A 15,089-nucleotide genomic window follows, 5' to 3' on the forward strand; every position below is an offset into this window, starting at 1 on the left:
GGGTTCACCTTTTTTCTTTGTCGTTAGCCACTATGGCTTTTTTATTTCTTATCCTCTTTTTGAATGCACTCATGCAAAGGTACAACCTTGGTTTTCTTTGCTATTTTATATCCCCACCACGTCGCTAAAAAGAGAGGCAGGCCAATGTAGGAGACCGTTAAGCCGTACCAATCAATTTTGTCGGAAAGTACCGCTTGATAGTTTTGTCCTAAAATAACAATGAGGCACATTCCAAATGCAAGAACAGGACCTAGAGGGAACCATTTTGCTTTATAGGCTAGATCATTTAGATCCTGTCCTGAAGCAACATATGCTTTTCGGAAACGATAGTGGCTGACGGCAATACCAATCCACGCAATAAATCCGCTCATACCTGAAGCGTTTAAAAGCCACATATACATTTGATCACCAAAAACGGATGTTAAAAAGGCAAGACCGCCAATAATAGTGGTTAAAACAAGCGCATTTACTGGAATTCCTCGACGATTAATTTTCCGAAGCGCTTTAGGCGCTTGCCCTTCATTGGCCATTGACCATAACATTCGCGTAGAAGCATATAAACCAGATGTTCCGGCTGATAAAACGGATGTAAGAATAACAGCATTCATCACCGAAGCAGCTGCAGCAATTCCTGCTTTTTCAAAAACAAGCGTAAATGGACTAACCGCAATGTTATCCACATCTCCTCCTAGAAGAGATGGACTGGTGTAAGGAATGATAAGCCCGATTACAGCAATGGCTGCAATATAAAATAGAAGGATGCGCCAAAAGACTTGGCGAATGGCTTTTGGTATATTTTTTTGAGGGTTTTCACTTTCCCCTGCCGCAATACCGACTAGCTCTGTACCTTGAAAAGAAAATCCCGCGATAAAGAAAATGCTTAGTACGGACAGAAATCCGCCGTTGACCGGCGCTTCTTCTAATGTAAAGTTTTTAAAGCCGATATATTCACCGCCGAAGATGCCAAAGATCGTCAGAAGGCCCACTCCGATAAATACAATGATGGTTACTACTTTTACGAGAGCAAACCAATATTCAGATTCTCCATAGCTTTTTACAGATAGGAAATTAAGTGAAAAAATTAAGCCTAAAAACAAAGCGCTCCAGATAATACTTGGCACATCAGGGAACCAAAACTTCATGATAATAGCAGAAGCAGCTATTTCTACAGCGAGCGTAACAGCCCAGTTAAACCAGTAGTTCCAGCCGAGCGCAAACCCGAGAGCTGGGTCTACATAGTGACTGGCGTATGTTGAAAAAGAACCTGATACCGGCATAAACGTGGCCATTTCTCCAAGGCTAGTCATGAGAAAATAAACCATAATTCCAATAGCCCCGTAAGCAATCAGCGCTCCTCCCGGTCCAGCAGTTTGGATGGAAGATCCCGTGGCTAGAAATAAGCCAGTTCCTATTGAACCTCCAATGGCAATCATGGTCATATGACGAGCTTTTAAATGGCGTTTTACATGCTTATCGTCCTGTTTTTTTTCTTCTTCATTACGATTTATATCGACTGCTTCCATACTTATCCCACCTTCATAAAAGAACTATGCGAACATGTTTAACGTAAAGCGTATAAGAATATCCATCTCCTATAAAAAGTAGGAGATGGATCCTTTATTGCTCACTTTGAAAAATCAAAGTAGTTTCGTTTTAATAGACGAGGCAGGCTCATAAGCTGTTCGTACGTTACACTTTTTTCTAAGGCAGAGGTGTTGATTAAAAACAGTTGATCTTCAATATGTCCAACTGTTTCGTCTGTTTGATACGTAATTCCACATTCTGAACATGTAATGGAAGGCGTCTCTTTAATTTCTATAGCTTTTGTACCGTCAGGAAGCTCCCAATAAACCGTTGCATCCGTCTCCTTGGCTTCATATGATTCGCACCATTGGCACTTCAATATTATTCCTCCTTCGCTCCCGCTGTTTCGTATTTTTTCATTTGCGTTTCAAATTTTTTCTCTTTTAATTGATCGCGCTTTTCACGCTTGTCTTTTAAAGAGCTATGCTCTGGATTTTGATCATACGTTTTCCGGCGGTCAAGACGGTTTAGACCTTCTGGCGTTAAGTTGAACTTTGTATCATCGATAATCGAAAGAACACCGTTGCTTTCAAATTTTTCAAACACTTCAGGATATACTTTTTTATAAAATTCTTCTGCGCTTCCACTTTGGTAATTTTGCGGCTCTGGATAAGACGTAATAACACCTTCAAAGTTTCGAAGCACCACTTTATTGGAGCTTTGAGAAATAATATAGTTTGGCTGCAGCGGAATTTTACCGCCTCCTCCAGGAGCATCCACGATAAACGTAGGAACTGCATAGCCGGACGTATGGCCGCGAAGTCCTTCCATAATTTCTAGCCCTTTGCTGATTGGCGCACGGAAATGGCCGATTCCTTCTGATAAATCACATTGATAAATGTAGTAAGGACGCACGCGGATCTTTACTAAATCATGCATAAGTTGCTTCATGATTGGCACGCTGTCGTTAATTCCGGCTAAAATAACCGCTTGGTTTCCAACTGGAACTCCTACGTTCGCAAGCATTTCACATGCACGCTTTGATTCTTCTGTAATTTCAATTGATGTGTTAAAGTGCGTATTTAGCCAAACCGGATGATATTTCTTTAAGATGTTGCACAGATTTTCTGTAATGCGCTGAGGGAACACGACCGGCGCTCTTGTACCGATACGAATAATTTCTACGTGCGGAATATCGCGCAAATTTTTCAAAATATATTCTAAAATATTGTCATTGATTAATAGGCCGTCTCCTCCGGAAATTAATACATCACGAATTTGAGGGTTGGCTGCAATGTAATTAATCGCTGTATCCAGCTGTTTTTTTGGAACGCCCATTCCGATTTGTCCTGAAAAACGTCTTCTTGTACAATAGCGGCAGTACATGGAGCACTGATTTGTAACTAAAAACAGGACGCGGTCGGGATAACGGTGCGTTAAGCCAGGAACCGGTGAATCTTCATCTTCATGAAGCGGATCTTCTAAATCATATCTTGTTTTATGCAGTTCTTCTGAAATAGGAACGGACTGCATTCTGATTGGACATTTCGGATCATTCTCATCCATTAACCATGCGTAATAAGGAGTGATGTTTAGCGGAATCGTTTTAGTTGCAATTTTAACGCCGTCTTCTTCTTGAGGTGTTAAATTGATCACTTTCTTTAAATCTTCCAATGTTTTAATCGTGTTTGTCAGCTGCCATACCCAGTCGTTCCACTGCTCGTCCGTTACATCTTTCCAAAGCTCGATTTCTTTCCAATGTCTGCTTGCTTTATATAATGTATTTTTCATTTTATATTCCCTCCAAGGTTCATTTTTTGAATAGATGTTCTACTAAGAAATTGACCGCACCATATAATAGCGATCTTCTCCTTCGCCAAACTCTCCTGCTCGCGTTTCTTTAATCGTAAAGTCCATTTTTTTATACAGCTTAACAGCGCCTTCATTTTTTACATTCACAGTCAAACAAACGCTTTCAAAATTATCTTTTTGTAGAATCGAAAATATTTCTTCTAAGAACAGCTGTCCAATTCCGCTTCCTTGTTTATCAGAGCGGACGTAGAACCCAAAGATATAAGCTTTTGTGACATCTTTGTAATCTCTAAGCAGCTCGCAAATGGCAATTGGCCTTGCGTCATTTTCCTGGAAATATTGAATGAGCTTTCCGTAGCGCGCTAAAGGTACAAGCGTCTGTTCATCAACGGCTCCCATGCCCGGAAACGCATCTTTTTCAAGTTCAATCATCATTTTTTGCTGCGCGGGACTTAACGACTCTGGGACTTCGATATAATACTGCTCTTTTAATGCATCCATTTTTCTTTCCTCCTTTTTTCACTTTCATATTTTGCATCTTGCAGCGGCCATATTGGACTTGGAAGGTGCTGATAATTAAAGGTCGTTAAGCGATTTGACGCTACGCCTGGAGCATCCACATAGATGATAGACCCTACAAGCGGTTCAAAAGCGGCTCTGAAATGATTTTTAGCTTTTAAACCAATGATTTTTTTCCTTGCTGGCTCGATACCGATATGGCGAAAAAGTTCAGGATCGTTTGCTGATACCGGCCTTCCAATCAACAAAATATCCAATTCTCCTACTCGAATATGAGCTGCGCCTTTTACATTTACTTTTAAATGCTGATTAAACGGTCCCGAATTGTAAAACTCACCTTCTGATAAGCCAATGACCTTTGCTTCAACTTCAACCGGCTTTCCAAACTCAGGAGAAACTTTTCCTCCTAAGGAAAGAGAGACGTAGCTTCCAACTCCTGCTTGCACGCATTGTTTAATAGATTCAGGGTCATAAAGACCTCCAAACAGTGTCCCCGGCATATTTAGCTTCAGCATGTATTCTAAAAGCTCTGTTGTATCACCGCTTCCGCAGCTTAAAGGATTGTCCGCTATATCAGCGAGCACAATTGGCTGTTCGTTTGATCGTTTTAACGCTGTTTGCAGACCTTCTTCAACGGTAGGCAAATCTACCATAAATTCCTCTTTTATACTCCAAAATTGAGAAGCTAGTCTATTTGCTGTTTTTTCTGCTGTTTCCGGATTCAAAGCTGTTACGAGCACGCTTGCTCCCGCAATTGGAATATCAGAATACGGAAAGCCTCCAAAAATGGAAACATTGTATACGTCTTCTTCTTGCTCGGCTTGGTTAGCAAGATCAATCATTTTTTTCATAGGTCCTTCTGCTGTTCGCATATTAATCGACGGCAAAAGCATGGGCAGTTTTTTTAAAGACGCATAATAGATAGCGCTTTCTTTTACCTGTGTTAAAAGCGCTCGCGCTGCGTTCACTCCTTGTTCATACATATCAATATGAGGATATGTTTTAAAACCGAAATGTAGCGGCGTGTACGTAAGCATATCTTCACTGATATTTGCGTGCATATCGAGCGTAGTAGCAATGGGAACGTCGCTTCCTATACAGCTTCTTATTTGACCTAACAAATGAGCTTCCGGATCGAAAAGATGCTCTGCTACCATTGCGCCGTGCAAGGCGATTAATAAGCCATCTAGCGGGCCGGCGTGAGTAAGCATATGCAGCATTTGCTTTTCAATTGTGTAATAAGCTGCCGAAGATACAACCCCAGACGGAATTGCAGCTGCACAAACAAGGGGAACGATTTCTACTTGCTTCTCTTGCTTTAATACATCCAAAAATCCCCCTACTTCTGTTTTGGTTCCTGAGTATGCTTTATATATTTCCGTTCCAACAAAATATCCTTCTTGTACAAACTGTTCTATTTCTGTTTTTAATGGACTAAAGCTGTGAGATTCATGATAAAAAAAGGCAATGCCAATGCGATATGAAGACATGTGCTCCTCCTTTTCGCTAAGGTGCGAGATTAATAGTTGGTGTAGACAGACTTCCATTCTGTCATCACATCAAATGCATGATGAGAAACTTCCCTGTGGCCGTTGCCAGACATTTTCATTCCACCGAATGCTACCCCCATTTCAGCATTAGATGTTCCGTTATTGATATAGACTAATCCGCTAACAGCGTCTTTGGCAGCTCGGCTGGCATAGTGCAAGCTGCTTGTATAAATAGAAGTGGAAAGTCCGTACACCGTTCCATTATTGACGCTCATTGCTTCTTCGTAGCCATCTACTTCAATAAAAGCAAGCACGGGACCAAAAATCTCTTCTTGAGCAATTGTGTGATTTGAATGGACGTTATCGATGATTGTAGGCATGTAATAACAAGTTCCTAACTCTGATAAAGCACGACCTCCGAGCGCAATATTCCCGCCTTCTTCTACCGCTTTTTGTACGTAATCTTCTACTAAACGGCACTGCTGTTCATTAACAAGCGGTCCTATTGCAACCCCTTCATCAAGACCATTTCCAATCTTCATTTCTTCTGTAAGAGCTATTACTTTTTTCAACAGCTCTTCTTTTACTGAACGCTCCACGATGACTCTGCTAGCTGCGGTACAGCGCTGACCCGTTGTCGTGAATGCTGATTTAACGATTCCCTCTGCTGCTTTATCCAGATTGGCATCTTTTAATACGATAACCGCGTTTTTTCCTCCTAGCTCTAAAGAAATACGCTTTAAGGTTTTGCTGCTCATTTCTGCTAATTGCTGACCAACTTCCGTAGAACCTGTAAATGAGATGATTTTCACTTCAGAGTGCGTAGCAAGCTTTTGTCCAACGATTCTGCCCGATCCTGTAAGCAAGTTAATCGTTCCTTTTGGAAGCCCCGCAGCGTGCAATACTTCCATAAAAATCTTCGCTGAGAGCGCCACTTCTGAAGCCGGCTTCCAGACAACGGTATTGCCAGCAATCAAAGCGGCAAACATTTTATAAGAAGCGAGAGAAACAGGAAAGTTCCAAGGTGTAATACATGCCACAACTCCAAGCGGTTCGCGAACCATTTTTATATCTCGGTCAGGAAAGCCAGCGGGCACTATTTCGCCAAACAAACGTCTTCCTTCTCCCGCCATATACTGAGCTGTTGCAATGACGACACCAACTTCCCCTATGGATTCTGATAGCGGTTTTCCCATCTCTTTTGTCATTACTTGGGCTAGCTCTTCTTTTCTGTTTTCAAAAAGCCCAGCTGCTTTTGTTAAAAATGCTGCACGTTCAGGAATAGATATATTTTTCCAGTGGCTGTAGACTTTACTAGCCGCGTTTACGGCAGCATCGACTTGACTAGCCGTAGCGGCTGCGCACATTCCGACGAGCTCTTGTGTTGCAGGGTTTATACTTTTAAAATAGGTTTGCTCCTCTTCACTTACCCACTCGCCGTTAATATATAAATCTCCTTGCAGCAGTTCGGTTTTAGTTTGACTCATATCGTTACCCTCCTTTTCATTTAAAAAGCTAATTAATTGAAACTGCTTCTGTGATGACTTCTTCTAATAAAGACAGCCCTTGATTCAGCACGTCTTTATCAATATTCAGCGGCAGCATTAAGCGAATGGTTTGCCCTTTGACTCCACAGTTCATGATAAGCAGTCTTCTTTCCAGCGCTTTTGATTTAATGGCAGGAACATAAGCAGCTGCTGTTTCAACATGAAATTCAATGCCAATCATCATGCCAATTCCTCTAACCTCTTTAATAGCCGGTAAATGTCCGATAGAATGCTGAAGACGTTTCACAATATCGGCACCTACTTTTTCACTGCGCTCTACAAGCTTTTCTTCTTCAATGATTGAAATGTTAGCTAAAGCAGCTGCGCACGATACTGGATTTCCACCAAAAGTAGAACCATGTCCGGCTGTTGGCCATTTCTCATGCAGTTCTCGGCTTGCTACAATCGCTCCTAGTGGCATACCACCGGAAAGAGCTTTTGCTAAAACTAAAATATCTGGTGTGACTCCAGCATGTTCTGCGGCAAACATTTTTCCAGTGCGCCCGAATCCCGTTTGCACTTCATCAAAGATAAGCAGAATGCCATAATCATTCGCTATGTCTCTCAGTGCGCGTAAAAAGCTAGAAGGAGCAGGGTAATAGCCTCCTTCGCCCATGACTGGCTCAATAACAATCGCCGCTACGCGTGAAGGATCCACTCGCAGTTCAAACAGCTTTTGCAGTTGATTTAAGCAATATGCTTCCGCTTCTTCCTCGTCAATATTAGGAAGCTGACTTGGATACGGATAAGGCGCGTGATACACTTCTCCCAAAATCGGCTCGTAGTAGCTTCGGTACTTGGAGCTTGAAGCCGTAATAGCTGTAGCTCCTAATGTACGGCCATGAAAAGAACCTTCAAAAGCAATAATCGCTGGTCTGCCAGTGGCCGCTTTTGCTAACTTAAGCGCTCCATCAATAGCTTCTGCGCCTGAGTTTGAAAAGAAAACCGTATCTAAGTTTCCTGGCGTAATTTGCGCAAGTTTTTCCGCCAAATTCACAGCTGTTTCATAGTATCCGTAATTTAAACCGAGGTGAAGCAGCTGATCTGCTTGTTTTTTAATCGCTTCTACCATCTTTTCATGTGTATGACCTACTGCATTGACAGCTACTCCTGATACAAAATCAATGTATTCCGTGCCATCAGCTGTCCAAAATTTCGCACCGTGCGCTTTTTCAATAACAAGCTCTGTTACTCTTGTCATCACGGGTGATAAATGTTTTTTGCCTTTGATTTGAAGCTCTTTTGTTTTATTTTGCACTTTCATATGACTCATCCTTTCTTATGTGCTGATGAAAAATAGAAAACGCATGATCTAGCAATCTCACTATTTCATCAACTTCTGATTTCGTTATATTTAAAGGAGGACTAATAATGATATGTTCTCCTTTATGTCCATCTACAGATCCGGACCCTGGATAAAATACGCCTCCAAGCTCCATACAAATTTCATTGAGCTTTTCGCTGGCTGCTTCGCCTGGCTCGAAAAATATCTGTTGATTGGCGTCTTTCATTAGTTCTAATCCAATTAAAAGTCCGCGGCCGCGAATATCTGAAATATACGGATGCTTGCGCTGCAGCGCTACTAAACATTCCATTAAATACGCACCTTGAGTTTCTACATTTTGAAGGATATTTACTTCTTCATACATGTCCAAAGCAGCAAGTCCTGCCGCTATCGAAACAGGATGTCCACTGTACGTATAGCCGTGAAGGAATTTTCCGCCGCTATTTTCTAACAGTCCTTGAATCAGACGGTCATGGACAACCATTCCTCCTAAAGGAGCGTACCCTGCTGAAACTCCTTTACCAAACGTTAGAATATCCGGTTCGATTCCGAATTGTTCCACTGCAAAATCAGTTCCTGTTCTCCCAAAGCCTGTCATCACTTCATCAACAATCAAAAGAATGTCATAGCGGCTGCAGAGCTCACGTACTTTTTTGAAATAGTCAAGCGGAGGCACGACAGCTCCTTGCTGACTTCCTACAATCGGCTCTGCGATAAAAGCTGAAATATTTTCTGGACCAAGTTCTAAAATGGTGCGTTCAATATCGGTGATGCAGCTCCAGTTTTGATTTGCCACGCAGTCTTCTTGATTGCGATTATACGGACAGCGATGACAATAAGGAGAATAAACGTGCGCAAAATGTAAAAGATTAGGTGTGTAAGGATATCGTCTTTTTACATCTCCTCCAGCTGATAGTGCCCCTATCGTATTTCCGTGATAGGACTGCCACCTTCCGATTACGATGTGTTTTTGCGTCTTTCCGGCATCTCTGTGATATTGCCTTGCTAATTTTAATGCACTTTCATTGGCTTCTGATCCTCCTGATGTAAAATAGACTTTGTTTAAATGGAGTGGAGCCATTTTACCGATTTTTCCTGCAAGTTTATGCAAAACATCTGTTTCAAAACGTAATGTATGAACAAACGCCGCTTTTTTAGCCTGATCAGCCATCGCCTCGGCTATTTTTACAATGCCGTGCCCTAAGTTTGCCGCTACGGCCCCGGAGCAGCCATCTAAATACTTTTTTCCTTGTTCATCTATTAAGTAGCTTCCTTGACCGTGCGTAATCATAGGGTACTTTTTTGTTAAATCTCTATGAAAAACATAATCTCTTTTTATTTCGTCCATCTTTCCACCACCATCGCCATTCCTAATCCTCCTGCAACGCAAATAGTAGCAAGGCCGTATCGTCTTTTTTGCTTGTGGAGCTCATGACACAGAGTTGTGATGATTCTTGCCCCGGAGCAGCCTAAAGGATGTCCAAGCGCAATTGCTCCTCCGTTTACATTCACTTTCTCTGATGTGATGTCCCATTCTCTTAAGCAAGCAATACTTTGGGCGGCAAATGCTTCGTTTAATTCAATTAAGTCCATATCATTTAAGCTTAAACCGGCTTTAGTTAAAGCAATTTGCGAAGCAGAAACGGGGCCAATTCCCATTTCCTTTGGAGAGACGCCGGCTGCGGCAAACGACACAATCTTTGCCATAGGTGTTAATCCGAGATGCTCAGCTTTTTCTTCCGACATCATCAGCAGCATCGAAGCGCCATCGTTTCTTCCGGATGAATTTCCGGCTGTCACCGTTCCATTTCTTTGAAAAACGGGCTTAAGCGTACCAAGCTTTTCTTTGCTAGTAAGACGAGGAAATTCATCTGTTGCAAAATGCCTCATTCCTTCTTTTACAGGAACCGGTATAATTTCTTCTTCGAACAAATCAAGTTCTATAGCCCGCCTAGCTTTTTCCTGACTATAAAAAGCAAACTCGTCCTGCTCCGTACGGCTAATGCTATACTTTTCAGCAAGCCACTCTGCCGTCTGTCCCATTGTAAACGTTCCGTATAGCGTTTCAGGCTGTGATTTTGGCTGACTTTCTGTGTTAGAGTCATAGAGTGTTAAATCACCAACGTGAAAACCAAAACGAGTGCCTACCGTATAGTGCGGTGCTTGAGACATGCTTTCCACTCCTCCAGCTAATACCGCTTCGGCTTGACCTGATAAAATGGACATAGCGCCATTCATCACAGCCTGCATGCCTGAGCCGCACTGGCGGTGCACGGTATAAGCAGGAATACGTTCAGAGAATTGAGCTTTAAGCCCGGCTACTCTCGCTATATTAGGAGCATGAGCGCTTTGTTTCGTTTGTCCGACAATAATTTCATCAACAATCTCTGATGTATATCCGGCTGAAGACAAATTGTTTTTCATCACAAGAGAGACTAGTTCTTCTGGAAGCGTATCTGCAAGCGAACCGCCAAACTTTCCAATAGGAGTTCGAAATGCATTTACAATCACTGCCATTATGCCGTCACCTCATTGTCTTTGCTAAACAATGTAGAAACATGAAAAGAAGCCTCTGTTTTTTGTTTTACTTCCTCTAAAGAAACACCCGGAGCTGTTTCAAGAAGTTCAAGACCAAGATCGGTTACCGAAAAGACAGCTAATTCCGTAATAATCATATCGACTCGTCGCTCTGAAGTAAGCGGATAGGTTAAATTCCTAACTAGCTTTGACTCTCCTTGACTATTCGTATGAAGAGTCGTCACAATCACTTTTTTCGATCCTTCTAATAAATCCATTGCTCCTCCTACGCCAAGAACACTTTTCCCAGGGACAGCCCAGTTCGCAATTCGCCCTGCTTCATCTACTTGAAGCACTCCAAGAATCGATACATTCACATGACCTCCGCGTATCATGGCAAAAGAATCGGCGCTGTTAAAAAATGAGGCACCTTCCAAGACCGTGACGGGAAGCTTCCCAGCATTCACAAGCTCTGGATCTATATAATCTTCTTCAGGAGTAGGGCCAACGCCGAGAATTCCGTTTTCCGAATGTAAAAACACGTGAACATCGGGTGAAATATAATTAGCAACCAAAGTAGGAATCCCTATCCCTAAGTTCACTACATCTCCGTGACAAAGCTCTTTTGCAGCGCGCCCAGCAATATATTGTTTGACGTTCATCTTATTTTTCTCCTTTCACTACGATATAAGTAACGTATAAATGAGGAGTGATAATTTCTTCAGGAGAAATTTGTCCAACTTCAACCACTTCTTCTACTTCAGCAATCACGATATCAGCGGCCGTTGCCATCATTGGATTAAAGTTTCTTGCTGATTTGCTGTAAATAAGATTTCCGAGTCGGTCTGCTTTTTTAGCTTTTATAAGCGCTACATCTGCGTGCAGCGATTCTTGCAAAACATATTTCTTTCCTTTTAATACTCGTTCTTCTTTTCCTTCAGCGAGCTGAGTCCCTACGCTCACAGGCGTGTAAAATCCTCCAATGCCCGCACCTCCTGCTCTAATAGCCTCGGACATTGTTCCTTGCGGGATAAGCTCCACTTGAAGTTCTTGTTGTTGATAGGCATGCACAACTTCAGGATTGGAAGTGAAATACGAACCTATAGCTTTTTTTACTTGTTTTCTTTGAACCAATATACCCAATCCTTTTCCAGGTTCACCGAGGTTATTACTAATAATCTCTAAATCTTTAAGGTTTGATTTGGCAATCGCCTCAATTAGACTAAGCGGGCTTCCTACAAGACCAAATCCACCTACCATAATGCGTGCGCCATCAGTTATTTTTCCTACTGCTTCTTCGCGCGTGATGATTTTGTTCATTTTGTTTCCTCCTTTTCTTTTTATATTTCACAGCGCTTTACACGAAAAAAACCAAGCAGGACACAATGACTCCCCAAAGAAACAGGGACGTCCCCCATTCTTTGTAAAGCGTGTGTGTCTGCTTGGTTTTAATAAAACCATGAAAAGAGGTTGTCTTCTCACTTTATTCTAACCAAACGCTATGTAATTTTTTGATTCACATTATCCCAGTAACGTTGGATTGCAGCCTGAAGCGCTACGATAATCGCCTGTTGAGATGGAGCAAAATAATAATTTTGAATACGTTCAATAAGAGGTTCAATTCCATCTGCAAGGCAGTAACCAATAAGCAGCTTCCGGAAAAAATTTTGCGTCAGCTCCGTAATAAACGTAAACTCAGCATTTACAATTTTATGCTCTGTCAGATCCACTTCTAGTACAATTCCCGCATGCTTATACATTTCATACATGGAAGTTCCCTGTGGAGCTTTTGCATATCCTGTCACAATGACTGTATTCAGTATTTGCATGCCCCTTAATCTCCTTTTAAAAACTATTTAATTACTCCGCACATTTACACTAATAATTCTGAAAGGTCAAATGAGACTAACTCATATGCTTTTAGTTATGTAAGTGCTTTCATTTTTAAAAAGATATGTTCTTACACAACTAATATTTCGCCTTTTCTAGACAAAATCCTTCTTTTCTTTTAAAAAAACTTTCTATTTTTTTATTTATTCGGCTTTATTGAAATTTATTCGAATCTCCATCAAACTTTTCATCTGCTATACGGATGGACTCTGTTGGACAGCCTTCAAACGCATCTATTAAATCGTCTTCTAACTCTTGGGGCACTTCAACAGTGCCTTGATTATCATCAAGGATAACGAACGCAATTCCTTCATCATCATAATCATAAATATCAGGTGCCGCAGCTCCGCATGCGCCGCACGCAATACACGTTTCTTTATCGACTATTGTATATTTCCCCATGATCATTCTCCTAACTAAGTTTAAAAGTTATTACTTATTACCAGCCGCGTTCTTGCATACGATTTTCTGGTAATAATGATGAAATTTCAATTCCTTTCATTGCACTTCCTAGCCCTTTTGACAAGTTTGCAATGAGTTCATAATCTTGATAATGGGTTGTTGCCTCAACGATTGCTCGAGCAAATTTTTCAGGGTTGTCGGATTTAAAGATTCCTGAACCAACGAACACACCGTCTGCTCCAAGCTGCATCATTAACGCTGCGTCCGCGGGTGTTGCTACGCCGCCTGCTGCAAAGTTTACAACCGGTAAGCGGCCTTCACGTTTAATTTGCAGTAATAGCTCATAAGGGGCACCTAATAGTTTGGCTTCTGTCATTAACTCGTCTTCATCCATGCCTACCACTTTACGTACTTGAGCGTTGACTTGGCGCATATGACGCACTGCTTCCACGATATTTCCTGTTCCTGGTTCGCCTTTTGTACGAAGCATCGAAGCACCTTCACCAATTCGTCTTGCTGCTTCCCCTAAATCACGGCATCCGCATACAAATGGAACCGTAAATGTACTTTTGTTAAGGTGATATTCCTCATCCGCTGGAGTCAGCACTTCACTTTCGTCAATGTAGTCTACACCCATTGCGTCTAGCACGCGTGCTTCAACAATATGGCCGATTCGGGCTTTTGCCATAACTGGAATGGATACAGCGTTCATCACTTCTTCAACAATTGTTGGGTCTGCCATACGAGAAACGCCGCCTGCTGCACGAATATCAGCTGGAACACGCTCCAATGCCATAACGGCAACAGCGCCTGCTTCCTCTGCAATTTTTGCCTGTTCTGCATTGATCACGTCCATGATAACGCCGCCTTTTTGCATTTCTGCCATTCCCCGCTTCACGCGGTCCGTTCCATTTCTCACCATATTCAATTCCTCCTTTATATGTTCAAACACTTATTATGCAACTTCCATGCCAGTGTTAAAATATAGAAGAAATTAGTGAAAAGTACTGATTTTTATGCCAAATTATTAAGCGGTTTTTAAAAATTTGGCAGGCAAAAGCCAATTTTTTAAACTAAAACAGCTTCCATCCCTATTAGAGACGGAAGCTGTTTTGTTAAGGAACTAACACTAATTTTCCGGTCGTTTTTCTTCCTTGAAGCAGACGATGTACATGTGCTGCTTCTTCAAGTGAAAATGTACCGCCCAGCATTAATTTTAACTGACCGGAATTCACGTAGTTTAATAGCTCATGCAGGCTTTGCTGATAAAGTGCTGGTTTTGCCATCATTTGAGGTAAGAAAAAGCCGAGAACCGACTGATTTTTTTCCATCAAGCGAGCAGGGTTAAACTTTACAGATTTTCCGCTAGCCATTCCGTAAAAAACGAGGCGCCCAAATGGTGCAAGACATTGAAGAGATTCATAGAATATATGCCCTCCTACCATTTCTAAAATAATATCGGCTCCTTTTCCTTCTGTTACTTCTAAAATCCGTTTTTCCCAGCCTGTTTCTGTATAGTTAATCACTTCGTCGGCTCCAAGATTTTTTGCAAGCTCAAGCTTTTCTTTAGAGCTCGCTGTAGCAATAACTTTTCCAGCTCCAAAAATTTTCGCAAGCTGAACAGCTAGGGTTCCGACGCCGCCTGCTGCTGCATGAACGATGACGATTTCTCCTTTTTCAAGGCGACCCATTGTTTTTAAAATATGATAAGCCGTTAGTCCTTGAAGAGGCAAAGCAACGGCCTGTGTTAAATCCACATTCTCCGGCAACGGAATAAGGCCTCTTGAATCTGCCAGCGTGTACTCAGCGTATCCTGTTGCTCGATTAGATCCCAGCAGTGTCACGACTTTTGTACCTACTTTTATCCCTTGTACATCCTCGCCTACTTCAACCACTTCGCCTGCTACTTCAGAGCCTGGAATAAAAGGCAGCGGCGTTTCGACTACATATGCTCCTTCACGGCGCGCAGCGTCGGCATAATTAACGCCAATTGCCGCAACTTTAATGAGCACATCTTTCTTTTTAGGTACAGGGCGTGCAATATCAATAACTTGCAGAACATCAGGCCCTCCATACTGCGTGAATTGAATAGCTTTCATCTTT

Annotated in this window: 15 protein-coding genes; all 15 read right to left on the reverse strand. The window is 41.9% G+C overall.

Annotation, left to right across the window (positions count from 1 at the left end; translation table 11 throughout):
* Positions 1–41 precede the first annotated feature (41 nt).
* Positions 42–1,523: an amino acid permease gene (locus tag AC1VNJ_RS13590; RefSeq protein WP_482640904.1), complete on the reverse strand. Its 1,482-nt coding sequence runs from the start codon at positions 1,521–1,523 to the stop codon at positions 42–44.
* A gap of 101 nt (positions 1,524–1,624) precedes the next feature.
* On the reverse strand, positions 1,625–1,903 hold the full coding sequence (locus AC1VNJ_RS13595) for a YokU family protein (RefSeq protein ID WP_013057076.1): 279 nt from the start codon (positions 1,901–1,903) through the stop codon (positions 1,625–1,627).
* A gap of 2 nt (positions 1,904–1,905) precedes the next feature.
* Entirely contained in the window at positions 1,906–3,315 is a 1,410-nt protein-coding gene (gene kamA, locus AC1VNJ_RS13600; protein ID WP_482640905.1) for a lysine 2,3-aminomutase, read from the reverse strand.
* A 42-nt stretch (positions 3,316–3,357) separates the two neighbouring features.
* Positions 3,358–3,837, reverse strand: coding sequence for a GNAT family N-acetyltransferase (locus tag AC1VNJ_RS13605; RefSeq protein WP_028413331.1), 480 nt, complete (start codon positions 3,835–3,837; stop codon positions 3,358–3,360).
* On the reverse strand, positions 3,825–5,345 hold the full coding sequence (locus tag AC1VNJ_RS13610; RefSeq protein WP_034266173.1) for a M81 family metallopeptidase: 1,521 nt from the start codon (positions 5,343–5,345) through the stop codon (positions 3,825–3,827). Before AC1VNJ_RS13610 ends, AC1VNJ_RS13605 begins: the two co-directional genes overlap by 13 nt.
* 29 nt (positions 5,346–5,374) lie before the next feature.
* Complete coding sequence (locus tag AC1VNJ_RS13615; protein WP_482640906.1) at positions 5,375–6,832, reverse strand: aldehyde dehydrogenase family protein; 1,458 nt, start codon at positions 6,830–6,832, stop codon at positions 5,375–5,377.
* A 28-nt stretch (positions 6,833–6,860) separates the two neighbouring features.
* Complete coding sequence (locus AC1VNJ_RS13620) at positions 6,861–8,156, reverse strand: aminotransferase class III-fold pyridoxal phosphate-dependent enzyme (RefSeq protein WP_482640907.1); 1,296 nt, start codon at positions 8,154–8,156, stop codon at positions 6,861–6,863.
* Positions 8,140–9,525 (reverse strand): aminotransferase family protein, encoded by a 1,386-nt coding sequence (locus AC1VNJ_RS13625; RefSeq protein WP_154991339.1) that lies wholly within the window; start codon positions 9,523–9,525, stop codon positions 8,140–8,142. Before AC1VNJ_RS13625 ends, AC1VNJ_RS13620 begins: the two co-directional genes overlap by 17 nt.
* A complete protein-coding gene (locus tag AC1VNJ_RS13630) occupies positions 9,513–10,694 on the reverse strand; it encodes a thiolase family protein (RefSeq protein WP_221817446.1) in 1,182 nt (393 codons plus the stop codon). The genes AC1VNJ_RS13625 and AC1VNJ_RS13630 overlap by 13 nt, the downstream gene beginning before the upstream one ends.
* Positions 10,694–11,356, reverse strand: coding sequence for a 3-oxoacid CoA-transferase subunit B (locus tag AC1VNJ_RS13635; RefSeq protein WP_482640908.1), 663 nt, complete (start codon positions 11,354–11,356; stop codon positions 10,694–10,696). Before AC1VNJ_RS13635 ends, AC1VNJ_RS13630 begins: the two co-directional genes overlap by 1 nt.
* A 1-nt stretch (position 11,357) precedes the next feature.
* A complete protein-coding gene (locus AC1VNJ_RS13640; protein ID WP_028413338.1) occupies positions 11,358–12,014 on the reverse strand; it encodes a CoA transferase subunit A in 657 nt (218 codons plus the stop codon).
* 179 nt (positions 12,015–12,193) lie between these two features.
* Positions 12,194–12,523 (reverse strand): DUF3870 domain-containing protein, encoded by a 330-nt coding sequence (locus tag AC1VNJ_RS13645; protein ID WP_013057066.1) that lies wholly within the window; start codon positions 12,521–12,523, stop codon positions 12,194–12,196.
* Between the two features lie 214 nt (positions 12,524–12,737).
* Positions 12,738–12,986, reverse strand: a complete 249-nt coding sequence (locus tag AC1VNJ_RS13650) for a ferredoxin (RefSeq protein ID WP_013057065.1) — start codon at positions 12,984–12,986, stop codon at positions 12,738–12,740.
* 37 nt (positions 12,987–13,023) lie between these two features.
* Positions 13,024–13,908: a pyridoxal 5'-phosphate synthase lyase subunit PdxS gene (gene pdxS / locus AC1VNJ_RS13655; RefSeq protein WP_482640909.1), complete on the reverse strand. Its 885-nt coding sequence runs from the start codon at positions 13,906–13,908 to the stop codon at positions 13,024–13,026.
* A gap of 193 nt (positions 13,909–14,101) precedes the next feature.
* A complete protein-coding gene (locus tag AC1VNJ_RS13660; protein ID WP_033578982.1) occupies positions 14,102–15,085 on the reverse strand; it encodes a quinone oxidoreductase family protein in 984 nt (327 codons plus the stop codon).
* Positions 15,086–15,089 lie beyond the last annotated feature (4 nt).

The organism is Priestia sp. 3CA3 (assembly GCF_056836725.1).